At 59.8% G+C, this 23,566-nt stretch carries 24 protein-coding genes and 1 riboswitch; of the genes, 15 read left to right on the forward strand and 9 right to left on the reverse strand.

Annotated elements, in window-relative coordinates:
- Positions 1–99: 99 nt before the first annotated feature.
- Positions 100–1,608, reverse strand: coding sequence for a sodium/proline symporter PutP (putP, locus tag AC4IBF_RS13895; RefSeq protein WP_111964491.1), 1,509 nt, complete (start codon positions 1,606–1,608; stop codon positions 100–102).
- A gap of 423 nt (positions 1,609–2,031) precedes the next feature.
- On the opposite strand from putP, the gene putA reads away from it, so the two are divergent.
- Both putA and AC4IBF_RS13905 read left to right on the forward strand, forming a co-directional pair.
- On the forward strand, positions 2,032–5,994 hold the full coding sequence (gene putA, locus AC4IBF_RS13900) for a trifunctional transcriptional regulator/proline dehydrogenase/L-glutamate gamma-semialdehyde dehydrogenase (protein WP_491462917.1): 3,963 nt from the start codon (positions 2,032–2,034) through the stop codon (positions 5,992–5,994).
- A gap of 51 nt (positions 5,995–6,045) precedes the next feature.
- Positions 6,046–6,441, forward strand: a complete 396-nt coding sequence (locus tag AC4IBF_RS13905) for a lysozyme inhibitor LprI family protein (RefSeq protein WP_133294146.1) — start codon at positions 6,046–6,048, stop codon at positions 6,439–6,441.
- Here the strand turns inward: AC4IBF_RS13905 and rutR are convergent.
- Positions 6,438–7,076, reverse strand: coding sequence for an HTH-type transcriptional regulator RutR (gene rutR, locus AC4IBF_RS13910; protein ID WP_008499819.1), 639 nt, complete (start codon positions 7,074–7,076; stop codon positions 6,438–6,440). The two genes, AC4IBF_RS13905 and rutR, sit on opposite strands and share 4 nt — an antisense overlap.
- A gap of 245 nt (positions 7,077–7,321) precedes the next feature.
- Here rutR and rutA point away from each other — a divergent pair, with 245 nt between their 5' ends.
- The 7 genes from rutA to rutG are packed head-to-tail and all read left to right on the forward strand — an operon-like array spanning position 7,322 to position 12,756.
- Positions 7,322–8,413, forward strand: a complete 1,092-nt coding sequence (gene rutA, locus AC4IBF_RS13915; RefSeq protein ID WP_111964494.1) for a pyrimidine utilization protein A — start codon at positions 7,322–7,324, stop codon at positions 8,411–8,413.
- Positions 8,413–9,102 carry a pyrimidine utilization protein B gene (rutB, locus tag AC4IBF_RS13920; protein WP_491462918.1) on the forward strand — a complete coding sequence of 230 codons (690 nt, stop codon included), beginning with the start codon at positions 8,413–8,415 and terminating at the stop codon, positions 9,100–9,102. The genes rutA and rutB overlap by 1 nt, the downstream gene beginning before the upstream one ends.
- Before the next feature lie 11 nt (positions 9,103–9,113).
- A complete protein-coding gene (rutC, locus tag AC4IBF_RS13925) occupies positions 9,114–9,500 on the forward strand; it encodes a pyrimidine utilization protein C (protein ID WP_010429508.1) in 387 nt (128 codons plus the stop codon).
- A gap of 7 nt (positions 9,501–9,507) precedes the next feature.
- The gene (gene rutD, locus AC4IBF_RS13930; protein WP_491462919.1) at positions 9,508–10,308 is read left to right on the forward strand and encodes a pyrimidine utilization protein D; all 801 of its coding nucleotides are present in this window, start codon (positions 9,508–9,510) and stop codon (positions 10,306–10,308) included.
- A gap of 9 nt (positions 10,309–10,317) precedes the next feature.
- A complete protein-coding gene (locus tag AC4IBF_RS13935) occupies positions 10,318–10,908 on the forward strand; it encodes a malonic semialdehyde reductase (RefSeq protein WP_491462920.1) in 591 nt (196 codons plus the stop codon).
- Between the two features lie 9 nt (positions 10,909–10,917).
- Positions 10,918–11,412, forward strand: coding sequence for an NADH-dependent FMN reductase RutF (rutF, locus tag AC4IBF_RS13940; protein WP_111964498.1), 495 nt, complete (start codon positions 10,918–10,920; stop codon positions 11,410–11,412).
- Between the two features lie 21 nt (positions 11,413–11,433).
- Positions 11,434–12,756 carry a pyrimidine utilization transport protein G gene (rutG, locus tag AC4IBF_RS13945; RefSeq protein WP_491462921.1) on the forward strand — a complete coding sequence of 441 codons (1,323 nt, stop codon included), beginning with the start codon at positions 11,434–11,436 and terminating at the stop codon, positions 12,754–12,756.
- On the opposite strand, the gene AC4IBF_RS13950 is transcribed toward rutG, so the two are convergent.
- A complete protein-coding gene (locus tag AC4IBF_RS13950; protein ID WP_136194662.1) occupies positions 12,744–13,667 on the reverse strand; it encodes a DMT family transporter in 924 nt (307 codons plus the stop codon). The genes rutG and AC4IBF_RS13950 overlap by 13 nt on opposite strands.
- A gap of 117 nt (positions 13,668–13,784) precedes the next feature.
- Positions 13,785–13,955 (reverse strand): con-10 family general stress protein, encoded by a 171-nt coding sequence (locus AC4IBF_RS13955; RefSeq protein ID WP_023311077.1) that lies wholly within the window; start codon positions 13,953–13,955, stop codon positions 13,785–13,787.
- A gap of 391 nt (positions 13,956–14,346) precedes the next feature.
- Here AC4IBF_RS13955 and wrbA point away from each other — a divergent pair, with 391 nt between their 5' ends.
- Together wrbA and AC4IBF_RS13965 are read left to right on the forward strand one after the other, a co-directional pair.
- Positions 14,347–14,943 (forward strand): NAD(P)H:quinone oxidoreductase, encoded by a 597-nt coding sequence (gene wrbA / locus AC4IBF_RS13960; protein ID WP_023311076.1) that lies wholly within the window; start codon positions 14,347–14,349, stop codon positions 14,941–14,943.
- Positions 14,944–14,963: 20 nt separating this feature from the next.
- Entirely contained in the window at positions 14,964–15,191 is a 228-nt protein-coding gene (locus AC4IBF_RS13965) for a YccJ family protein (RefSeq protein ID WP_008499832.1), read from the forward strand.
- A 33-nt stretch (positions 15,192–15,224) separates the two neighbouring features.
- Here AC4IBF_RS13965 and agp read toward each other — a convergent pair whose 3' ends face one another.
- A complete protein-coding gene (gene agp / locus AC4IBF_RS13970) occupies positions 15,225–16,466 on the reverse strand; it encodes a bifunctional glucose-1-phosphatase/inositol phosphatase (protein WP_491462922.1) in 1,242 nt (413 codons plus the stop codon).
- Between the two features lie 152 nt (positions 16,467–16,618).
- On the opposite strand from agp, the gene AC4IBF_RS13975 reads away from it, so the two are divergent.
- Together AC4IBF_RS13975 and AC4IBF_RS13980 are read left to right on the forward strand one after the other, a co-directional pair.
- On the forward strand, positions 16,619–17,062 hold the full coding sequence (locus AC4IBF_RS13975; RefSeq protein WP_111964502.1) for a winged helix-turn-helix transcriptional regulator: 444 nt from the start codon (positions 16,619–16,621) through the stop codon (positions 17,060–17,062).
- 125 nt (positions 17,063–17,187) lie between these two features.
- On the forward strand, positions 17,188–17,982 hold the full coding sequence (locus AC4IBF_RS13980) for an SDR family NAD(P)-dependent oxidoreductase (protein WP_133294139.1): 795 nt from the start codon (positions 17,188–17,190) through the stop codon (positions 17,980–17,982).
- A 1-nt stretch (position 17,983) separates the two neighbouring features.
- Here the strand turns inward: AC4IBF_RS13980 and AC4IBF_RS13985 are convergent, their stop codons facing one another.
- Positions 17,984–18,343: a winged helix-turn-helix transcriptional regulator gene (locus tag AC4IBF_RS13985; RefSeq protein ID WP_023335206.1), complete on the reverse strand. Its 360-nt coding sequence runs from the start codon at positions 18,341–18,343 to the stop codon at positions 17,984–17,986.
- Positions 18,344–18,443: 100 nt separating this feature from the next.
- On the opposite strand from AC4IBF_RS13985, the gene AC4IBF_RS13990 reads away from it, so the two are divergent.
- Complete coding sequence (locus AC4IBF_RS13990; RefSeq protein WP_127730327.1) at positions 18,444–19,193, forward strand: SDR family oxidoreductase; 750 nt, start codon at positions 18,444–18,446, stop codon at positions 19,191–19,193.
- Between the two features lies 1 nt (position 19,194).
- Here AC4IBF_RS13990 and AC4IBF_RS13995 read toward each other — a convergent pair whose 3' ends face one another.
- Positions 19,195–19,698, reverse strand: a complete 504-nt coding sequence (locus AC4IBF_RS13995; RefSeq protein ID WP_136194661.1) for a DedA family protein — start codon at positions 19,696–19,698, stop codon at positions 19,195–19,197.
- A gap of 158 nt (positions 19,699–19,856) precedes the next feature.
- A riboswitch (M-box (ykoK) riboswitch) is annotated at positions 19,857–20,026 on the forward strand.
- 60 nt (positions 20,027–20,086) lie between these two features.
- Between AC4IBF_RS13995 and AC4IBF_RS14000 the strand changes: the two genes are divergently transcribed.
- The gene (locus AC4IBF_RS14000; RefSeq protein WP_111964506.1) at positions 20,087–21,088 is read left to right on the forward strand and encodes a magnesium transporter; all 1,002 of its coding nucleotides are present in this window, start codon (positions 20,087–20,089) and stop codon (positions 21,086–21,088) included.
- On the opposite strand, the gene hpxK is transcribed toward AC4IBF_RS14000, so the two are convergent.
- Entirely contained in the window at positions 21,054–22,316 is a 1,263-nt protein-coding gene (gene hpxK, locus AC4IBF_RS14005) for an allantoate amidohydrolase (protein WP_133294135.1), read from the reverse strand. The two genes, AC4IBF_RS14000 and hpxK, sit on opposite strands and share 35 nt — an antisense overlap.
- On the reverse strand, positions 22,313–23,554 hold the full coding sequence (locus AC4IBF_RS14010) for a pyridoxal-phosphate-dependent aminotransferase family protein (RefSeq protein WP_115874686.1): 1,242 nt from the start codon (positions 23,552–23,554) through the stop codon (positions 22,313–22,315). The genes hpxK and AC4IBF_RS14010 overlap by 4 nt, the downstream gene beginning before the upstream one ends.
- Positions 23,555–23,566 lie beyond the last annotated feature (12 nt).

The following is a 23,566-nucleotide window of genomic DNA, read 5'->3' on the forward strand; positions in this document are numbered from 1 at the left end:
TTATAAGCACATGGATATCACAGGAAATTACGGATTTTGGCAAGAAAAAAGCCGGGTGGTGCTTGCGCTCACCCGGCCTGTATTGTGCAGCGAGAAAAATTATTCTGCCTGAAGCTTAGACGGCGGCGCAGTGTGGTAATGCGCGTCGGCTTCCGCAAAGCGTTTCTGCATGGAGGCAGACGGCGCTTTACCCAGCAGGCTAAACACCACGATACCGATGCTGCCGAAGATGAAGCCAGGAATGATTTCGTACAGGCCCAGCCAGGCGAACTGTTTCCAGACGATAACGGTCACCGCACCGATAATCATCCCCGCCAGCGCGCCGTTACGGGTCATACGGGACCACATGACGGAGAACAGGACGACCGGACCAAATGCCGCACCGAAGCCCGCCCACGCGTAGCTAACAAGACCCAGCACGCGGTTCTCCGGGTTAGCCGCCAGCGCAATCGCCACCAGCGCAACCGCCAGCACCATGAAGCGCCCGACCCACACCAGCTCTTTCTGGCTTGCGTTTTTACGCAGGAAGGCCTTATAGAGGTCTTCGGTGATCGCACTGGAGCAAACCAGCAGCTGGCAGCTCAGGGTGGACATCACCGCCGCCAGGATCGCGGAGAGCAGAATACCGGCAATCCACGGGTTAAACAGAATCTGCGCCAGCTCGATAAACACGCGTTCGGCGTTCTGGTTCACCGCACCCGCCTGCGCCGGGTTGTTGCTGAAGTAGGCGATACCGAAGAAGCCAACAGCGCACGCACCCGCCAGACACAGGATCATCCACGTCATACTGATGCGACGGGCATGTACGATGGTGTGGTGAGAATCCGCCGCCATAAAGCGCGCCAGAATGTGCGGCTGACCGAAGTAGCCCAGACCCCAGCCCATCAGGGAGACGATGGCCACGAAGTTCAGCCCTTTCAGCATGTCGACGTTTTCAATGCTCTTCTGCTTGATCACTTCCAGCGATTCGCCAAAGCCGCCAACGGTGAAAATCACAATCACCGGGGTCAGGATCAGGGCGAAGATCATCAGGCTCGCCTGCACTGTGTCGGTCCAGCTTACCGCCAGGAACCCGCCCACGAAGGTATAGAGAATGGTCGCAGCGGCACCGGCCCACAGAGCGGTTTCGTAGCTCATGCCGAAGGTGCTTTCGAACAGGCGCGCGCCGGCCACGATGCCGGAGGCGCAGTAGATGGTGAAGAACAGCAGGATAACCACCGCAGAGATAATACGCAGGATGCGGCTGTTATCTTCAAAACGTCCGGTGAAGTAATCCGGCAGCGTCAGGGCGTTGTTGTTGGCCTCGGTGTGCACGCGCAAACGGCCTGCCACCAGCTTCCAGTTGATCCACGCGCCCACGGTCAGACCGATGGCAATCCAGCTTTCCGAAATACCAGAGATAAAAATCGCACCCGGCAGACCCATCAGCAGCCAGCCGCTCATGTCGGATGCGCCCGCGGAGAGTGCGGTCACCATCGGGCCTAAACTGCGTCCGCCCAGAATATAGTCGTCAAAGTTCTTTGTAGAACGCCACGCCAAAAACCCTATCAGGATCATGCCAAAAATATAAACGAGAAATGTCACCAGCATCGGTGTGCTAATAGCCATTCAAATTCTCCAAAAGTGTCGAGCGACAACCGTCCGGGTTGCCTTGTTATATGATCACCGGAACGAGGTGACGGTATCTTGTGTTTCGGTTGGGCGCGCTATCCTGCCGTATGCGCCCTCCGCTGACAAACGATTTAACACTGCATTTACATCAATTTCATCCCCGGTTTGATACGAGTTTCCTATAGGTTGCACTCGCTCACGCTTTTACGGGTTGCACCTTTTAAAAGTGTTAACTTCCGCATAAAACCAGGCTTTCCGCGTCAAAGCCAGCACGTTTTTCCAGCTAACCATTCGTTAACAATCCATTCATTTTCTGGGTTGCAAACCAGGTCACATTTAACACGGTTGCACAAAGTTGCAACATGGGGGATATTTCACGCTATCTACAGAATGCTATTACAGAACAACAGGAGCTTTGGCATGGGTATGACCACCATGGGGGTTAAGCTGGATGACGCGACCCGCGAACGGATTAAGACCGCAGCAACCCGCATTGACCGCACGCCGCACTGGTTAATTAAGCAGGCGATTTTTAACTATCTCGAAAGACTCGAGAGCGATGAGGGCCTGCCGGAGCTGCCTGCCCTGCTCGCCGGTGCCGCCAATGAAAGCGAAGAGGCGCCGGCCGCTGGCGACGAAAGCCATCAGCCGTTCCTTGAGTTTGCCGAGCAGATCCTGCCGCAGTCCGTCAGCCGCGCCGCCATTACCGGCGCTTACCGCCGCGCCGAAACCGACGCCGTGCCGATGCTGCTGGAGCAGGCTCGCCTGCCTGACGCCGTTGCCGCACAGGCGCACAGCCTGGCGTATCAGTTAGCCGACAAGCTGCGTAACCAGAAAACCGCCACCGGCCGCGCCGGAATGGTTCAGGGTTTGCTGCAGGAGTTCTCCCTCTCCTCTCAGGAAGGCGTGGCGCTGATGTGCCTGGCGGAAGCGCTGCTGCGTATTCCGGATAAAGCCACCCGCGACGCGCTGATCCGCGACAAGATCAGCAACGGCAACTGGCATTCGCACATTGGCCGCAGCCCGTCGCTGTTCGTTAACGCGGCAACCTGGGGCCTGCTGTTTACCGGCAAACTGGTTTCGACCCATAACGAAGCCAACCTGTCACGCTCCCTGAACCGCATCATCGGCAAGAGCGGCGAGCCGCTGATCCGCAAAGGCGTAGACATGGCGATGCGTCTGATGGGCGAACAGTTTGTGACCGGGGAAACTATTGCCGAAGCGCTGGCGAACGCCCGCAAGCTGGAAGACAAAGGTTTCCGCTATTCGTACGACATGCTCGGTGAAGCGGCCCTGACCGCCGCCGACGCGCAGGCCTACATGGTTTCTTACCAGCAGGCGATCCACGCCATCGGTAAAGCGTCCAACGGTCGCGGTATTTATGAAGGCCCGGGCATCTCGATAAAGCTCTCCGCCCTGCACCCGCGCTACAGCCGCGCGCAGTATGACCGGGTGATGGAAGAGCTCTATCCGCGCCTGAAGTCACTGACCCTGCTGGCGCGCCAGTATGACATCGGCATTAACATCGACGCCGAAGAGGCCGACCGTCTGGAGATCTCCCTCGATCTGCTGGAAAAACTGTGCTTCGAGCCGGAGCTGGCAGGCTGGAACGGGATTGGCTTCGTTATCCAGGCCTACCAGAAGCGCTGCCCGTTCGTCATTGATTACCTGATTGACCTTGCCACCCGCAGCCGCCGTCGCCTGATGATCCGTCTGGTGAAAGGCGCCTACTGGGACAGCGAAATCAAACGCGCCCAGATGGAAGGTCTGGAAGGCTACCCGGTCTATACCCGCAAGGTTTACACCGACGTCTCTTACCTCGCCTGTGCGAAAAAGCTGCTCGGCGTGCCAAACCTGATCTATCCGCAGTTCGCTACCCATAACGCCCACACCCTGGCGGCGATCTACAGTCTGGCCGGGCAAAACTACTATCCAGGCCAGTACGAGTTCCAGTGCCTGCACGGCATGGGTGAACCGCTTTACGAGCAGGTCACAGGTAAAGTGGCGGACGGCAAGCTAAACCGCCCGTGCCGTATCTATGCTCCGGTGGGCACGCACGAAACCCTGCTGGCGTACCTGGTTCGTCGTCTGCTGGAAAACGGCGCGAACACCTCCTTCGTTAACCGCATCGCCGACACCACGCTGCCGCTGGACGAGCTGGTGGCCGACCCGGTACAGGCCGTTGAGAAGATGGCAGCGCAGGAAGGCCAGATTGGTCTGCCGCATCCAAAAATTGCCCTGCCGCGCGAGCTGTACGGCAAAGGTCGCGTCAACTCGGCGGGTCTGGATCTCGCCAACGAACACCGTCTGGCGTCCCTCTCCTCTGCCCTGCTCAACAGCGCGCTGCAGAAGTGGCAGGCCAAACCGATGCTGGAGCAGCCCGTTGATGACGGCGACATGCAGCCGGTCATCAACCCGGCAGAGCCAAAAGATATCGTCGGCTATGTGCGTGAAGCGACAGAAGAGGAAGTGGATCAGGCGCTGGACAGCGCGGTGAATAACGCCCCTATCTGGTTCGCCACGCCGCCGCAGGAGCGCGCCGCCATTCTGGAACGCGCGGCGGTGCTGATGGAAGATCAGATGCAGTCGCTCATCGGCATTCTGGTGCGCGAAGCGGGTAAAACCTTCAGCAACGCAATCGCAGAAGTACGCGAGGCCGTCGACTTCCTGCACTACTATGCCGGTCAGGTGCGCGATGATTTCGATAACGAAACCCACCGTCCGCTGGGTCCGGTCGTCTGTATCAGCCCGTGGAACTTCCCGCTGGCGATCTTCACCGGCCAGATTGCCGCCGCGCTAGCCGCAGGCAACAGCGTGCTGGCAAAACCGGCAGAGCAGACCCCGCTGATTGCCGCGCAGGGCATCAACATTCTTCTGGAGGCAGGCGTACCGGCGGGCGTGGTCCAGCTGCTGCCGGGCCGCGGTGAAACCGTGGGCGCCAAACTGACCTCCGATAACCGCGTGCGCGGCGTGATGTTTACTGGTTCGACCGAAGTGGCCTCGCTGCTGCAGCGCAATATTGCCACCCGTCTGGATGCGCAGGGTCGTCCTACGCCGCTCATCGCGGAAACCGGCGGCATGAACGCCATGATAGTCGACTCCTCTGCCCTCACCGAGCAGGTGGTGGTTGACGTGCTGGCCTCCGCCTTCGACAGCGCCGGTCAGCGCTGCTCCGCCCTGCGCGTGCTGTGCCTGCAGGATGACGTGGCAGACCACACGCTGAAGATGCTGCGTGGCGCGATGGCCGAATGCCGCATGGGCAACCCGGGCCGTCTCACCACCGACATCGGGCCGGTGATCGACGCGGAAGCCAAAGCCAATATTGAAAACCACATTCAGTCCATGCGCTCGAAAGGCCGTCCGGTGTTCCAGGCGGTGCGAGACAACAGCGAAGACGCCCGCGAGTGGCGTTCCGGCACCTTTGTGCCGCCTACGCTTATCGAGCTGGCAAGCTTCGACGAGCTGAAAAAAGAGGTCTTCGGCCCGGTGCTGCACGTGGTGCGCTACAACCGTAACAACCTCAACGAGCTGGTTGAGCAGATCAACGCCTCCGGCTATGGCCTGACGCTCGGCGTGCATACCCGTATCGACGAGACCATTGCGCAGGTGACCGGCAGCGCCAAAGTGGGCAACCTGTACGTTAACCGCAACATGGTTGGCGCGGTCGTGGGCGTGCAGCCGTTCGGCGGTGAAGGCCTTTCCGGCACCGGTCCGAAAGCGGGCGGTCCGCTCTACCTGTACCGTCTGCTGGCGAACCGTCCGGAGAACGCGCTGGGCGTCACCCTGGCGCGTCAGGATGCGGAGTATCCGGTGGATGCGCAGCTGAAAACCGTGCTGACCCAGCCGCTGGAGGCGCTGATCGCCTGGGCGGAAAAACGTCCTGAACTGCGTGCCGTGGCGCAGCAGTACGGCGAGCTGGCACAGGCCGGTACGCAGCGTCTGCTGCCGGGGCCGACCGGCGAGCGCAATACCTGGACGCTGATGCCGCGCGAACGCGTACTGTGCGTGGCGGATAACGAGCAGGACGCGCTGGTACAGCTGGCCGCCGCGATGGCCACCGGGTGTGAAGTGCTGTGGCCGGACGATGCGCTGCATCGGGACCTGGCCAAACAGCTGCCAAAAGCGGTCTCGGCCCGTATTCACTTCGCGAAAGCCGATGCGCTGCTGACCCAGCCGTTTGATGCGGTGATCTACCACGGTGATTCCGATCAGCTGCGCGAGCTGTGCGAGCAGGTTGCGGCCCGCAGCGGGGCGATTGTTTCGGTGCAGGGCTTTGCGCGCGGGGAAACCAACCTGCTGCTGGAGCGTCTGTACGTGGAGCGCTCGCTCAGCGTCAACACCGCGGCGGCGGGCGGTAACGCCAGTCTGATGACAATAGGTTAACGCTGTGCTAATAAGGCTCCGGAGACGGAGCCTTATTTTATTGGGGAATATATGAAACGATATCTTATCGCCAGTGCAGCGCTGCTGCTGAGCGCCAGCGCGCTGGCCGACGAGTGCGACAAAGCGACCACCCAGCTTGAACTGAATACCTGTAGCGCGCAGCAGTACCAGGCTGCCGATAAAAAGCTCAACCAGACGTACCAGGCGGCCGTTAAGCGTGCGGCAGACCCTCAGCGAGATCTGCTGAAAAAAGCGCAGCAGGCGTGGATTACCCTGCGCGATGCGGACTGCGCGTTTATCGGTTCGGGTACGGAAGGCGGGAGCGTTCAGCCAATGATTGTTAACCAGTGCCTGGCGGAAAAAACCGTGGAGCGCGAAGCGTTTCTGGCCTCGCTGATGCAGTGTGAAGAGGGCGACTTAAGCTGCCCTCTCCCGCCGGCAAACTAACGTAAGCGGATCCCTTCAATAATCATCCGCTGCACGTTTTCCAGGGTGCTGTGGAAAAACGCTTCGTCCTGGAGCGTTTTTCCGGTCACCGCCTCGACCTGGGCCGCAAAGTCAGCGTAATGCTGGGTGGAGGCCCAAATCATAAAGATCAGATGATGCGGATCGACCGGGGCCAGCTTTCCGCTGGCAACCCATCCGGCGATAATGGCCGACTTGTCGTCCACCAGCTGTTTCAAATCTCCGGTCAGCTCCGCCTGCAACAGCGGCGCCCCCTGCAGCATCTCAAGGCAAAACAGCCGTGATGCCTGCGGGTAATCGCGCGACACCTCCAGCTTCAGGCGAATGTACTCCTTGATCGCTACCAGCGGGGCCAGCTCCTCGCGAAACGCTTTCAGCGGCGCCAGCCAGATATCGAGGATCTGCTGCATCACCGCGACATACAGCGCCTCTTTCGATGGGTAATAGTAGAGCAGATTGGTTTTGGATACCCCGGACTGCTCCGCCACCTGCTCCAGGCGCGTGCCGTGAATGCCAAACTGCGAAAACGTCTCCAGCGCCGCGCTGAGGATCGCCTGCTTCTTGGCGCTCACCGCCTGCGAACGTTTACCTGGTGTTTTCACTGCGCCTTGTGTCATTCCCGCTCTCCTTATTCTGCGTTGCCCTCAGCATAGCAAAACCCCCGTCTCACCACGACATCCTGCACTCCGATCGCGCATGAATGCCTGTTTTCTGTGCAATGTTTTTGACCATTTAGTCCACATTTAGCTGCATCAATCCACCAACTTCTGATTAACACATTAATAACACAGCCATTTTCAAAACTGGCACTGCCTTTGCAAAAACACCGTTACACCTGCGACGTAATGAAGAGAGGTTCGTGATGAAAATTGGCGTATTTGTACCCATCGGCAACAACGGCTGGCTTATCTCGACCACTGCACCGCAATACATGCCGACCTTTGAGCTCAATAAAGCCATCGTGCAGAAAGCGGAGCACTACCATTTCGACTTTGCGCTTTCGATGATCAAGCTGCGCGGCTTTGGCGGCAAAACCGAATTCTGGGATCACAACCTGGAGTCCTTCACCCTGATGGCTGGGCTGGCGGCAGTCACCTCGCGGATCCAGATCTACGCCACCGCCGCCACGCTTACCCTGCCCCCGGCCATCGTCGCGCGCATGGCCTCCACCATTGACTCCATCTCAGGCGGACGCTTTGGCGTCAACCTGGTTACCGGCTGGCAAAAACCCGAGTACGAGCAGATGGGGCTCTGGCCGGGTGACGATTACTTCTCGCGTCGCTACGACTACCTGACCGAATACGTGCAGGTTCTGCGCGACCTGTGGGGTACCGGCAAAAGCGATTTTAAGGGTGACTTCTTCACCATGAACGACTGTCGCGTCAGCCCGCAGCCGTCGGTGCCGATGAAGGTGATTTGCGCCGGACAGAGCGACGCGGGGATGGAATTCTCCGCCAAATACGCCGACTTCAACTTCTGCTTCGGTAAAGGCGTTAACACGCCTGCCGCCTTCGCCCCGACCGCCGCTCGCATGAAAGAGGCCGCCGACAAAACCGGGCGCGACGTGGGCTCCTACGTGCTGTTCATGGTGATAGCAGACGAAACCGACGACGCCGCGCGCGCGAAATGGGAGCGCTATAAGGACGGCGCCGACGAGGAGGCCCTGAGCTGGCTTACCGAGCAGAGCCAGAAGGATACCCGCTCCGGCGCGGATACCAACGTTCGTCAGATGGCCGACCCGACCTCCGCCGTCAATATCAACATGGGCACGCTGGTCGGCTCGTACGCCAGCGTTGCCAGAATGCTCGACGAAGTGGCGGCCGTCCCCGGCGCGGAAGGCGTCCTGCTGACCTTCGATGACTTCCTCACCGGCGTGGAAACCTTCGGCGAGCGCATCCAGCCGCTGATGCAGTGCCGCGCCCACGTTCCTGCCGTCACGAAGGAGGTGGCGTAATGACGACCCTTAACGCACGCCCGGAAGCCATTACCTTCGCGCCACAGCAGAGCGCGCTGATCGTGGTGGACATGCAAAACGCCTACGCCAGCCCCGGTGGTTATCTTGATCTGGCGGGCTTCGACGTCTCCGCGACCAGACCGGTTATCGAGAACATTAAAACCGCCGTCGCCGCCGCGCGCGCCGCGGGCATGCTCATCATCTGGTTCCAGAACGGCTGGGACGAGCAGTACGTCGAGGCCGGCGGCCCCGGCTCGCCCAACTTCCACAAGTCGAACGCCCTGAAAACCATGCGTAAACGGCCCGAACTGCAGGGCAAGCTGCTGGCGAAAGGCGGCTGGGACTATCAGCTGGTGGATGAGCTGGTCCCACAGGCGGGTGATATCGTCCTGCCCAAACCGCGCTACAGCGGCTTTTTCAACACGCCGCTCGACAGCCTGCTGCGCAGCCGGGGCATTCGCCACCTGGTCTTCACCGGCATTGCCACCAACGTCTGCGTGGAGTCGACCCTGCGCGACGGCTTTTTCCTCGAGTATTTTGGCGTGGTGCTGGAAGACGCGACCCATCAGGCCGGGCCGGAATTCGCCCAGAAGGCGGCCCTGTTCAATATCGAAACCTTTTTTGGCTGGGTCAGTAACGTTGCGGATTTCTGCGACGCCCTGAATCCCCCGCTCGCCCGTATCGCCTGAGGAGACATCTGATGCCGAAATCCGTAATCATCCCGCCGGGCACCAGCACGCCCATCGCCCCGTTTGTCCCCGGCACCCTTGCCGACGGCGTGGTGTATGTCTCAGGCACGCTGCCGTTTGATAAAGACAACAACGTGGTATTTATCAACGACCCAAAGGCGCAAACCCGCCACGTGCTGGAGACGATCAAAACCGTGATCGAAACGGCCGGTGGCACGATGGAGGACGTGACCTTCAACAGCATCTTTATCACCGACTGGAAAAACTACGCCGCGATTAACGAAATCTACGCCGAGTTCTTCCCCGGCGATAAGCCGGCCCGGTTCTGCATTCAGTGCGGTCTGGTGAAGCCGGAGGCGCTGGTTGAGATCGCCACCGTTGCGCACATCGCGAAGTGAGGCAGGCATGAAACTCTCCGTCTCACCGCCCCCGTATGAGGGTGCGCCCGTGGTGGTCCTTATTGCCGGGCTCGGCGGCAGCGGCAGCTACTGGCTGCCACAGCTGGCCGCGCTGGAGCCGGAATATCAGGTGGTGTGCTATGACCAGCGTGGAACGGGCAATAACCCCGACGTCCTGCCGGAAGGGTACAGCCTTGCAGAGATGGCGGACGAACTGGACCAGGCGCTGGCTGAGGCCGGAATTGCACGCTACAGCGTCGTCGGCCACGCGCTGGGGGCCCTGGTCGGCCTGCAGTTGGCCCTCGACAGGCCCGACGCCCTCACCGCGCTGGTGTGCGTCAACGGCTGGCTGACCCTCAACGCCCACACCCGCCGCTGCTTTCAGATCCGCGAGCGCCTGCTGCATTACGGTGGCCCACAGGCGTGGGTTGAGGCGCAGCCGCTGTTTCTCTACCCGGCAGACTGGATGGCCGCTCGCGCGCCCCGCCTGGAGGCCGAAGAAGCGCTGGCGCTGGCCCATTTTCAGGGAAAAGCCAACCTGCTGCGCCGGCTCAGCGCCCTGAAAAAGGCCGACTTCAGCCGCCATGCGGCGCGCATCCGCTGCCCGGTCCAGATCATCTGTTCCGCCGACGACATGCTGGTGCCCTCTGTCTGCTCGTCTGAACTGCAGGCTGCGATCCCGAACAGCCACAGCGCGGTGATGCGCCAGGGCGGGCATGCCTGCAACGTCACCGAGCCGGACACCTTTAACACCCTGCTGCTCAACGGGCTGGCCAGCCTGCTGCACAGCCCTGAACCCGCTTTATAAGGAGCTTTAATGAGCGAAGCCATTACCCCCGCCGCGCTGGAAACGCTGTTCACCGGCGCCCGCACCCATAACGGCTGGCAGGATATTGCCGTCAGCGACGAGACGCTGCGCGAAATCTACGACCTGATGAAATGGGGGCCCACGTCCGCCAACTGCTCCCCGGCGCGGATTGTGTTTGTGCGAAGCGCTGAGGGAAAAGAGAAGCTGCGCCCGGCGCTCTCCAGCGGCAACCTGGAGAAAACGCTTACCGCTCCGGTCACGGCGATTGTCGCCTGGGACGGTGAATTCTACGAGCGCCTGCCTGAACTGTTCCCGCACGGCGATGCCCGAAGCTGGTTTACCGCAAGCCCCGCGCTGGCGGAAGAGACCGCCTTTCGCAACAGCTCGCTGCAGGCCGCCTACATGATTTTCGCCTGTCGCGCGCAGGGGCTGGATACCGGCCCGATGTCGGGCTTTGACCGACAAAAGGTCGACGAGGCCTTTTTCACCGGCACGACGCTTAAAAGCAATCTGCTGATCAACATTGGCTACGGCGACCCGGGCAAACTTTACGGGCGCCTGCCGCGCCTGACCTTCGACGATGCCTGCGGGCTGGCGTAAGGAGCGATCATGACGACACCGGATAAGCAAACCTTTCGCGATGCTATGGCCTGCGTTGGCGCGGCGGTGAATATCATCACCACCGACGGCCCGGCGGGGATGGCAGGCTTCACCGCCAGCGCGGTGTGCAGCGTCACGGATTCACCGCCCACCCTGCTGGTGTGCCTGAACCGCGGCGCGTCCGTCTGGCCGACGTTCAGCGAAAACCGCACCCTGTGCGTCAATACCCTCAGCGCCGGACAGGAGCCGCTCTCAAACCTGTTTGGCGGCAAAACGCCGATGGAAGAACGCTTCGCCGCCGCCCGCTGGCAAACGGGCGACACGGGCTGTCCGCGCCTGGAGGAGGCGCTGGCCTCGTTTGACTGCCGGATCAGCCAGGTGGTGAGCGTCGGTACGCACGACATTCTTTTTTGCGACATCGTTTCGATTATTCGCCACCCCGCGCCGCAAGGCCTGGTGTGGTTTGACCGCGGCTACCACGCGCTTATGCGACCCGCCTGTTAACCCGCTTTAAGGAGACAGATCATGTTCGGATTTCCCCACTGGCAGTTGAAATCGACCTCCACAGACGCTGGCGTGGTCGCGCCGGATGAACGACTCCCGCTCGGGCAGACTATGGTGATGGGCGTCCAGCACGCGGTCGCCATGTTTGGCGCCACGGTATTGATGCCGATGCTGATGGGACTGGATCCCAACCTCTCTATTCTGATGTCGGGTATCGGTACCCTGCTGTTCTTTTTTGTCACCGGCGGGCGCGTGCCCAGCTATCTGGGATCCAGTGCCGCCTTTGTCGGCGTGGTGATCGCCACCACCGGGTTTAACGGCCAGGGAATCAACCCCAACCTGAGCGTGGCCCTCGGCGGCATCATCGCCTGCGGTCTGGTGTATACCCTGATAGGTCTGGTGGTAATGAAGATCGGCACGCGGTGGATCGAACGCATGATGCCTCCAGTTGTCACCGGCGCGGTGGTGATGGCGATTGGCCTGAACCTTGCGCCGATTGCGGTGAAAAGCGTCTCCGCCTCGCCGTTTGAAAGCTGGATGGCGGTTGTGACCGTGCTGTGCATCGGCCTGGTGGCGGTGTTTACGCGAGGCATGATCCAGCGGCTGCTGATCCTGGTAGGTTTGATTTTCGCCTGTCTGGTCTACGCCGTGCTGGCGAACGTTTTTGGTCTGGGCAAGCCTGTTGACTTTACGCTGCTTCACCAGGCCGCCTGGTTCGGCCTGCCGAAAATCACCTCGCCCACCTTTAACACCCAGGCGATGATGCTTATCGCACCGGTGGCGGTGATCCTGGTGGCGGAAAACCTGGGTCACCTGAAGGCGGTCGCGGGGATGACCGGACGCAGCATGGACCCGTACATGGGCCGCGCGTTCGTCGGCGACGGGCTGGCGACCATGCTCTCCGGTTCCGTGGGCGGCAGCGGCGTTACCACCTATGCCGAGAATATCGGCGTGATGGCGGTGACCAAAGTCTATTCGACGCTGGTCTTCGTGGCGGCGGCAGTGATGGCGATGCTGCTCGGCTTCTCGCCGAAATTCGGCGCGCTGATCCATACTATTCCGTCACCGGTCATCGGCGGGGCCTCAATCGTGGTGTTTGGGCTGATCGCCGTGGCCGGCGCGCGTATCTGGGTGCAGCATCGGGTCGATCTCAGCCAGAACGGCAACCTGATTATGGTGGCCGTCACGCTGGTGCTGGGCGCGGGCGATTTTGCCCTGACGCTGGGCGGGTTTACGATCGGCGGGATTGGCACCGCGACCTTCGGCGCGATCCTGCTTAACGCCCTGCTGAGCCGCCGGATGGCCGCTGCGCCGCAGGGCGAGGTGGTACATCAGGATTCGTGATTTAACGTCGCGCTGTCATCTTCTGGCAGCGCGTTTTTCTTCCGCTTGAGCTTCAGCTCGCTCACCAGCACCCCGGCGACAATAAACGCCGCGCCCACCAGGGCCAGCAGCGGCAAACGCTCGCCGGCGAGTCGCCCGAAAATGCCTGCCCAGACCGGCTCACCGGTGTAGATCACCGTTGCCCGCGTCGGCGACACGCTGCGCTGCGCCCAGTTCATGGTGACCTGGATAATGGCGCTGAAGATACCCAGCCCCAGTGCGACCACTACCAGACCGGTGGACATCTGCGGCACGGACTCCCCTGCAGGAACCATCGCCGCAAAGGCCACCAGAGACGCCGTCGCGAGCTGCACCACCGTTACGCGTTTGACGTCGACCTTGCCCGCCCAGGCGCTAATCAGAATAATTTCCGCCGCAATGGCGATCGCCCCAATCAGGGTAATGATTTCGCCCGGCCCCAGCGCCAGAAGATTGTTTTCCGGCCCGGCCAGCAAAATCAGACCGATAAACGCCAGCACGATGCCAATACAGGACATCATCCCCGGCAGCCGACCCAGGCACAGCCACTGCAGCAGCGGCACCAGGGGCACATACATGGCGGTGATAAATGCGGATTTGCTGCTGGAGATGGTCTGCAATCCCCACGTCTGGAGGCTGTAGCCCATCGCTATCGCCACCCCAATCGCCACGCCGGCCTTAAGCTCTTTCAGCGTCAGCCCCCTCAGCGTTTTAAGCGAAATTAGCCCCACGGCAAGGGCCGCCGTCGCAAAGCGCAGGCCAACAAAAAAGAACGGATCGCTGAGGGTCACCGCGTACTGAACGGCCAGAAACGTCCCGCCCCAGAACATGGTGATGAGAATGAGGATGGCTTCCTGCGGTTTAACGGAGAATTTGAAGCGTGAGACAGACATGCGGCACCAGAAAGAGAAAACAATTCTGTAGTGTGCGTTGCCTCTGGTTACAGTTCAATGTTGCAGAAATAAAAAAACCGCCGGGAGATCCCGGCGGCAGAGGTTCAACCCGGCGCATTACTTACTGCTGCCGTGGCTGTTTTTCCCCCCTTTTTTACCAGCTTCTGATGCGCGCTGAGGGTCATTTTTAAAATTGCCCCCGCTGTGCTGGCCACCTTTACGACCTGCTTCTGATGCTCTTTCACGGTCTTCAGCGAAATTACCAGAACCACCACGATGGTTTGCCATCTCTAACCTCCAGAGTGTGAAACATTAGACATCATATTGCATTCAGTAAAAGAGGATTCTTTCACCTCGCGGCGCAAGGACGACGCCTCAATCTGTGCCGCGTGAAACTAAGCTTAGTGGACTGAGGCTGTCCGGCAAGCCACAGGTAATATCCTGCAACATGATCTCAGTCTTTCAGGTGAGATGACGCGGCGGGGATGCATAAGCCTTTCTTATCATTTTAAAAATCCGCACCGGGAAAGTTGTATCATTTTGCTACAAAGCCATTTTTCTACTCATGTTGTTATAAATCAAATAAATGGCGTTCATTTTTGCAGTCTGGCCGTGATGGCATATCTTTAAAAGAGCGCAGCGATCCGCTGTCAGAGAAACCAACGAGGAGTGAAGCAAAATGGCAAAAGTTCTGGTGCTCTATTATTCCATGTATGGACACATTGAAACCATGGCTCACGCGGTAGCAGAAGGTGCAAACAGGGTTGACGGCGTTGAGGTTGTGGTGAAACGCGTACCGGAAACCATGCAGGCGGAAGCCTTCCTGAAAGCCGGGGGGAAAACGCAAAACGCCCCGGTCGCCACCCCGCAGGAGCTGGCGGATTATGATGCCATTATCTTCGGCACCCCGACCCGCTTCGGCAATATGTCAGGCCAGATGCGCACCTTCCTCGATCAAACCGGCGGGCTTTGGGCATCCGGCGCGCTCTACGGCAAACTCGCCAGCGTATTCAGCTCAACCGGCACCGGCGGCGGTCAGGAGCAGACGATTACCTCAACCTGGACTACCCTTGCTCATCACGGGATGGTGATTGTGCCGATTGGCTACGGCGCGCAGGAGCTGTTTGACATTTCCCAGGTGCGTGGCGGTACGCCGTACGGCGCAACCACCATTGCCGGTGGTGATGGCTCACGTCAGCCAAGCAATGAAGAACTGTCTATCGCCCGCTATCAGGGTGAATACGTCGCGGGTCTGGCCAAAAAACTGAACGGCTAACACCCAACAGGAGGACAAGCATGCCAACTCAAGAATCCAAAGCTCACCACGTGGGCGAATGGGCAAGTTTACGCAACACCTCTCCGGAGATTGCCGAAGCTATCTTTGAAGTCGCGAAATACGATGAAAAGCTGGCCGAGCAGATTTGGGAGGAAGGTAACGATGAGGTGCTGGTGCGCGCCTTCGAAAAAACGGATAAAGACTCGCTCTTCTGGGGCGAGCAAACCATCGAACGTAAAAACGTCTAAGCGTTTCCCCCCGCCGCAGCGGGGGGGTCTCTCTTACTTCGCCGCGTTATTCATCACCGCATTGAATTTATCAACAGGACAGAAGCCGTTCGCATCCACCGGGCAGCCCTTCAGCTCCAGCGTCACGCGCTGTGCAGGCGACTGCAGCGACAGCACGCTGGCGTTGCGCAGCTGCTCTGAGCTCTGATAGACATACTCAATTTTCATCAGCTCCTGGTTGGCATTTTTGTCATGCCAGCGCTGGAAGACAATCTTACCGCCAATCGGGGTGCGTTCCTGCTGGTCGTGCAGCTGATACGGTTTGAAATCCAGGGCCGTCAGCAGGGAAGCAATGTTCGAATCATGCCCCACCAGCAGGGTGATCTTAGGCGCTTTCGCCTGGTCGGTGACCAGCGTTTTATCGATATATTTCACCAGCGGCTTCGCTACGTTTTGCGCCACCTCGGTTGAGGTAAACAGCGAGTCCTGATAGCCGTTCTTCAGCTTCGACAGCACGCGCCACTGCTGGTCGGTTTTGATTTCTCCCCAGGCCACCTGGTCGGCCGGGAAGCCTTCGTAATACTGCAGCGTAAACGCGTCCACCAGCGAGTTACCCACCTTCAGCGGCCCGGATACGCCAGGCTCTTTTTCATAGTCGGCGCTGAAGGTATCTTTTGCGTCCGCCAGAGAGCAGACTTTTTTCTCTTTGCAGGACGGCGAATCGGCGTAGTTCGTCATCTGCTCAAGCAGCTTATAGCTTTCGCCAAGCTGCATTTTCTGCCGCTCGGTCTCCATCGCCTTGAGCGCTTTTTCGCGGAATTCCGGCGAGTTATCGGTAATCACCGGGTTGAACGTCGGGTCCATGGTGCCCATTTTTTCCTGATGGTGCACGGGCACATCGCAGCCCGGGAACGCGCCGGTAATGAAGAACTGCGCGGTGGCGACGGTACGCTGCAGGCTGTTGGCGTAAGCATAAACGCTATCCGCCGCTGGACATTCTCCCGTCTTCACCATCCCCTGCTCTGCCAGCCACTCGCGCATGTAATGGCCCATATAGACTTCCAGCACGCCACCTTTGGTGGTGAGCTGACCGCCCGGCACCTCCCACTCCGGCCACTGCTTCGGCGTGGACTGCTCCAGCACGCTGCCGTTATTAGCGAGCGGCGCGCGCAGGTTATGGCGACTCATGATTAAAACTTGCTCCAGCTGATACCCTTCCGGCGTCTCTTGCGCCTGCACGCCAAACGTTGCTGAAATGGAACCGGCGACTGCCAGCGCGAGTAGTGCTTTTCTCATCCCTAATTCCTCACTCGTTTTAAAATGTCGCGTTCAGTGTGACAGATTCGTGACAATTTTCCGGGAAGCATTTCTCAAACTGATGATTAACATGCTTACGACGCGTGCAGATTAGTTTTATAATAAAACCACACCCCACCGGAGAATTCGCTGTGAAACGTACCCGCCTTGAAGAGAGCACCTGCCCCGTCGCCCGTTCGCTGGATATTATAGGCGACTGGTGGTCGCTGCTGATTGTTCGCGACGCGCTACGCGGGATTAAACGCTTCGGCGAGTTCCAGAAAAGCCTTGGTATCGCAAAAAATATGCTGACTACGCGGCTAAAACTGCTGGTCGACGAGGGCATCCTCCGGCTTCAGCCCGCGTCTGACGGCAGCGCCTGGCAGGAGTATGTCCTGACCGATAAAGGGCGCGCCCTGCAAACGGTGCTGGTTGCCCTCTCCCAGTGGGGCAACGAGTTTTTGTTCGCGGAAAACGAATGCGGCACCGTGCTGGTCGATACCGAACAGCGCAAACCTCTGCGTAAACTGGCGCTTATCGCCGACGACGGGCGCGAACTGACGCCTGAAGAGATCGTGGCTAAACTCCCCTCCTGACCGTTCCCGACGGCAAAAGCACAAAATGCTCGCAAATATGGTTGCATTATAAAACCAAATAGCAGAGAGTTTATTCAGTTTCATATTGAAACCAAATAACCCACTTTGCTTTGAGGTAACACACGATGACTACGCAAATCACCACAGCCCTGATTACGGGTGCCTCTTCCGGGATCGGTGCCGTCTATGCTGACCGCCTTGCCGCGCGCGGCGCTAACCTGGTGCTGGTCGCCCGTCGCGAGGATCGCCTGAAAATCCTCGCCGCCGACCTTCGCGCGCGCTATGGCGTGGCCGTCGATATTCTGGTTGCCGATCTCACCGATGAAGCCGGGATCCGCGCCGTGGAAGAAGAGCTGCGCAGCAATACCGCCATTGATACGCTCGTTAACAACGCGGGCACCGCGCAGATGGCACCGTTCCTCGCGGGCGAGGTGGCGCAGCATCAGGCCATCAATACCCTGAACACCACGGCGCTGATGCGTCTGACCTACGCCATCCTGCCGCGCCTGGCGCAGAACAATCGCGGCACGCTGATCAATATCGCGTCCGTGCTGGCCCTGCACGTCCGGGCGGGCAGCGCGCTTTACAGCGCCACCAAGGCGTGGGTGTTGAGCTTTACACGTGGGTTACAGGAAGAATTTGCCGACAGCAACGTGCGCATTCAGGCCGTACTGCCTGCCGCCACGGCGACTGAAATCTGGAGCCATTCAGGCGTCACGGTGGACGATCTGCCGGAAGGATCGGTGATGACCACCGACAACATGGTGGATGCGTCGCTGGCGGGTCTGGATCAGGGTGAACCGATCACCATCCCGCCGATGCATGACGCTGGCCTGTGGGATCGCTACGAAGCGGCGCGCCTTGAGCTGTTCAACAGCGCGCGCACCGGCATTCCGGCACCGCGCTACGTAAAACAGTAGCCTAACGCTCAAGCTGGTCGCCGTACTCGCTCATCCAGGCGGCCAGCGGGGAGAGTGCGTCCTGCAGGGTTAACCCCAGCTCGGTTATCTGATACTCCACGCGCGGCGGGATCTCCGGGTAGACCGTCCGCGTCACCAGCCCGCGCTGCTCAAACAGGCGCAGCTGCTTCGTCAGCTCTTTCTGGGTGATGGGGGCTGCGGCCCGCAGCAGATCGCCAAAGCGTACGGGCGTATTAAAGACAATCAGGCGATAGAGAATGGGGATCGCCCATTTACCGGAAATCAGGTTCACAAACTGCGTCATCGGGCAGGTATAGGCCTCAGATTTTTTTTCACAGCACACCTCCAGCATTTCTGCCATAGCACACCTCTTGCCTCTTTAGTATCCATTTGGTACCTGGTTTCCTTTCGATACTAACGTTTCTATAGTGCTTTCTCCAGTGACATTTCAGGAGAAGAATATGGGTCGTTTAACAGATAAATATACGCTGATTACCGGCGGCACCAGTGGCATCGGTCTCGCCACCGCGCAGGCGTTTATCGCCGAAGGCGCGCGCGTCGCCGTGACCGGGCGTAACCCGGACACCCTCGCCGAAGCAGAACGCATTCTTGGCGATAAGGCCTGGGTAATCCCAACCGATGCGGGCGATATCTCGTCGCAAAAAGCCCTGGCGGAAACCCTCGCCGCCCGCTGGCCGCGCCTGGACGCGGTGTTTCTCAACGCCGGCGACGTAACGCACGCGCCGCTGGAAGAGTGGCGGGAAGAGACCTGGGATCGCCTGATGGGCATCAACCTGAAGGGACCGTTCTTTTTGATTCAGGCGCTGCTGCCGCTGCTGAATAACCCGTCGTCGGTGATCCTCTGCGGCTCCGTGAGCGCGCGCATCGGCCTGCCCACCAGCAGCGTGTATGCCGCGAGCAAGGCCGCCCTGCTGTCGCTGGCGCGCACGCTCTCGGCGGAACTGCTGCCGCGCGGGATACGCGTCAACGGCCTGAGCCCCGGTCCGGTGGAGACCCCGGCGTTTACCAAAACGGGCTTAAGCGACGAGGCGCTTAACGCGATGATGGCGGAAATCATCAAGCTGGTGCCGCTCGGCAGAATGGGCTCAACGGTGGAGCTGGCAAAAGCCGCGCTCTATCTGGCGTCCGACGAGTCGAGCTACACGGTAGGAACGGAGCTTCTGGTGGATGGTGGAATGGGGAGCCTGTAACTCAAAAGGCGCTGATGCCGGTGACCGCGCCGACATACAGCGCCGCCCACGCGCAGGCGGAAAGCAGGCTGACGGCGTAGACCTTTGCTGCATTCAGCCTGAGCATACCCGCTGCCAGCGGCACGATGTAACGCAGCACCGCCAGAAAGCGCGACGTAAACAGTGCGATGACGCCGTTCTTTTGCAGCTGATGCTGTACCCGTAAAAACGTAGCGGCATGCTTCGACGTAAAGCGCGTGACCAGCCGGGTGTGCCCCATCAGCTGCCCTAAGTGGTAGTTCAGCACCGATCCCGCCGTTGCCCCCATCACTACAGCCAGCCATGCCAACGCAGGATGCATGCTCCCCTGGCTGACGGTAATGCCCGCCAGCAGCATCACCGACGCGGGCGGCAGCACGGAGGAGATCAGCACCGTCGATTTACTCAGCGCCATCACAAATAACAGCGCGAAAAGATGTGCCGGATACAGCGCAAAATGATTCAGCAGATTATCAAGCCACGCCATTTTCTCTCCTCCGTTAATTATTTAATCCACCATTTAAAATGAATAAACCTAAATAAACCCTCAACGCTTTATTAATAATATTTATCTAAACCGTTCTTAAACATTATTTAATTTCCTGAGCGGTAAATTTAAACAGGCGTATTATTTCCCTCGTTTTACAACGATCTCGTTATGGCGAGGCTCCTGTACAAATACACGTTATCGCTCTGGTAGGTTCGAGAGAACCGGCACAGGGTAAAACAGGCACTGTCGAATCAAGGCTTTGTCAGTATAACTTCCCTCACGGGATACGGTGTACAGTGCTGAACCCAGGACGTGGGGATCTCCTCTTCGACATGCCCTGTCTTGCTCGCCCCTGAGAGATGTTATTATTCAAAGGGAATTCACTATGTCTTACGCTATTCACAATCAAAACCTGGCATTCAATGACAGCGCTGTCGCGCAATATATGAATACCGATTTTATTGTCCTCGATATTTCATTATGCGTAGCGCTGGCGCGCGAGCAATTCTTCGAAAAATTAAAAGACGACGATATTCCGTCTCATATTTTTATTGAAGACAATGGTCGCCTGGCGGGCATGATTGCCGTGCGTAAATTGCTGCAAACCGCCGACACGGTCCAGCCGGTGAAATCGCTGATGATTTCGCAGTTTTTGCAGGTCAAACCGGAGGATGAACGTGCCGACGTTGCCGGACTGCTGGCGCACGGCGGCGCGGATGTGGTGCCTGTGGTCACCCACGGCAAGCTCGTCGGCTGCCTGACGGAGCGCGAAATCGCCCATCTGCTGGAAGATGACGTCACTGAAGACGCCCAGCTTCAGGGGGCGACGCTACCGCTGGAGAAGCCCTATCTGGATACCAGTCCGTATAGCCTGTGGAAGAAACGCTCCGTCTGGCTGCTGCTGCTTTTTGTCGCAGAAGCCTACACCAGCTCGGTGATCCAGCATTTCGAAGAGGCGCTGGAGTCCGCCATCGCGCTGGCGTTCTTTATTCCGCTGCTGATCGGCACGGGCGGCAACAGCGGGACGCAGATCACCTCCACGCTGGTGCGCGCCATGGCGCTGGGAGAAGTCCGTCTGCGCGACGTTGGCCGCGTGCTGCGTAAAGAGATGACCACCTCGCTGATGATTGCCGCCACGCTCGGTATCGCCGGGTGTATCCGCGCCTGGATGATGGGGATTGGGCTGGAGATTACGCTCATCGTCAGCCTGACGCTGGTGTGCATTACGCTCTGGAGTGCGATTGTGTCGTCCGTCATTCCGATGGTGCTCAAGCGCTGCGGCATTGACCCGGCTGTCGTCTCCGCGCCGTTTATTGCGACGCTTATCGACGGTACCGGGCTGATTATCTACTTTAAGATCGCGCAATATACGCTGGGGCTGGAGTAACGCGGTCCGCCAGCTGGATCACCGCTCGCGAAAACGCCTCAATCGCCAGGGCGACATCTTCAGCCATCACCGATTCCGCCGGATGGTGGCTGACGCCCCCTTTGCAGCGCACAAACAGCATGCCGACCGGCCAGCGTTCCGCGATGGCAATCGCATCGTGGCCCGCACCGCTGGGTAGCGATAGCGAGCGACCCTGTACCGATTTGACCGCCTCCTCCAGCACGTTTTGCAGGTGGGTATCGCACGGCGTGGCGGCAATGCGGTAAAACTCCTCGGCGCTGAAGTCCAGATTGCGGCGCGATGCGATCGCCTGCGCATGCTCCAGCAGCTCGTTAAGCAACCGATCCAGCGGCGCATCCTGCGGGCCGCGAATATCCAGCGAGAGCTGAACCTCGCCGGGGATCACATTCACCGCCCCCGGCAGGCAGCGCAGTTCGCCAACCGTCGCCACCAGGTTGCCGCCCTGCTGTCGGGTAGCGTTTTCAATGATGACCATCCACTCGGCGGCGGCGGCCAGCGCATCCCTGCGGTGGTGCATCGGCACGGTTCCCGCGTGCCCGGCCTCGCCGGTAAAGCGACAGTTCAGACGACGCGCGCCGTTAATGGCTTGCACCACGCCCAGGGCGAGCGTCTCCTGCTCGAGGCACGGCCCCTGCTCAATATGCAGTTCCAGATAGGCGCTGAAATCCTCCTGACGGCGCGCGGCATGCAACACGCGGGCAGGATCGAGCCCCACCAGGGTCATCGCCTGCGCCACGCTGATTCCGCTGGCGTCGGCTTTCTCCAGCCAGCCCTGCGGCCAGGTGCCGGTGATGCCCCGGCTGCCTAACAGCGTAATGCCGAAGCGGGTCCCCTCTTCGTCGCAAAAGCCGACAATCTCGATGGCCTGCGCCAGATGCACACCCTGCTGGTGCAGGCTGTCCACCACCTCAATGGCGGCAAGCACGCCGAGCATACCGTCGTAGCGCCCGGCATTGCGCACGGTATCAAGATGCGAGCCGAGCAGCACCGCCTGCGCCCCTTCCTGCGCGCCCTCATAGCGTCCACAGATGTTGCCCACGCTGTCCTGCCAGACGGTCATGCCCGCCTGGCGCATCCACTCTCCGACCAGCTGGTTAGCCTGCAGATGCTGCGTGGAGAGATAGACCCGCGTCAGGCCGTCCGGGGTTTCGCTGATGGCGGCCAGCGCGTCGGCGCGCGCCATCACCCGCTCTGCCGCCGGGCTCATTGCGGCGTCTCGCGGCGATAGTGGTCCCACGCGGCCTGCATGGCGGCCCCCTGCGTGGTGGAGAATTTCAGGTAGTTGAGCACCGACTCCAGCGCGCTCAGGGTGGTCATCACGCAGTCCTTGCGTGCGTTGTAGCCCATGGTGCCAATGCGCCAAACTTTGCCGTGCAGCGGGCCAAACGAGGTGCCGATTTCAATCCCGAAATCCTCCAGCATCAGCTTACGCACCTGGTCACCGTTGATGCCCTGCGGTATCACCACGCCCAGCACGTTGTTCATCTTGTGCTTCAGGTCGCCGAAGGTCTCCAGCCCCATCGCCTGAATGCCCTTCAGCAGCGCATCGCCGTGCAGCCTGTGGCGAGCGATGCCGTTATCCAGCCCCTCCTGCAGGATCAGACGCGCGCACTCGCGGGCGCCAAACAGCGCGGTGGTGGCTTCGGTGTGGTGGTTAAGACGTTCCGGCCCCCAGTAGTCCATCACCATGCCGAGATCGAAGTAGTTGGAGTAGATCATCTCCTCGTCGCCGTCGCGGTGGGCGTCGGTGCGTATGCCTTCCTCAACGCATTTGCGGCGGCGGATCGCCTCCTCCATGCGCGCGCTCAGGGTGATCGGCGAGGTGCCAGACGGGCCGCCGAGGCATTTCTGCATCCCGGCCGAGACGGCATCCAGCCCCCAGGCATCGGTCTCCAGCGCGTTACCGCCGAGCGACGCGGTGGCATCGGTGTAAAACAGCACGTCGTAGCGGCGGCAGATCGCGCCCAGCTCGGCGAGCGGCTGCAGCATGGTGGTGGAAGTGTCGCCCTGCACGGTCAGCAGCAGGCGCGGACGAATACGCTTAATCGCATCCTCGACCTGGTCCGGGGTAAACACCTCGCCCCACGGCACCTCGATGGTATGCACCTCCGCGCGGCAGCGGCGGGCAATTTCGCACAGCAGGTGGCCAAAGCGGCCAAAGACCGGCACCAGCACCTTATCTCCCGGGCGGATGGCGGAGACCAGAATGGCTTCAATCCCCGCACGGGAGGTGCCGTCCACCAGCATCGTCCAGCGGTTTTCGGTGCGGAATACGCCGCGATAGAGCGCCATCACCTCGTTCATGTAGTGGGTCATGGCCGGATCGTACTGCCCGATCAGCTGGCTCGACATGGCGCGCAGCACGCGCGGGTCGGCGTTGATCGGGCCCGGCCCCATCAGCAGGCGCTGCGGCGGGTTGATTTGCGGAAAGTGTGCGATATCCATTGTTAAGTCCTT

It is taken from the genome of Enterobacter sp. Taxon_8 (assembly GCF_058354585.1).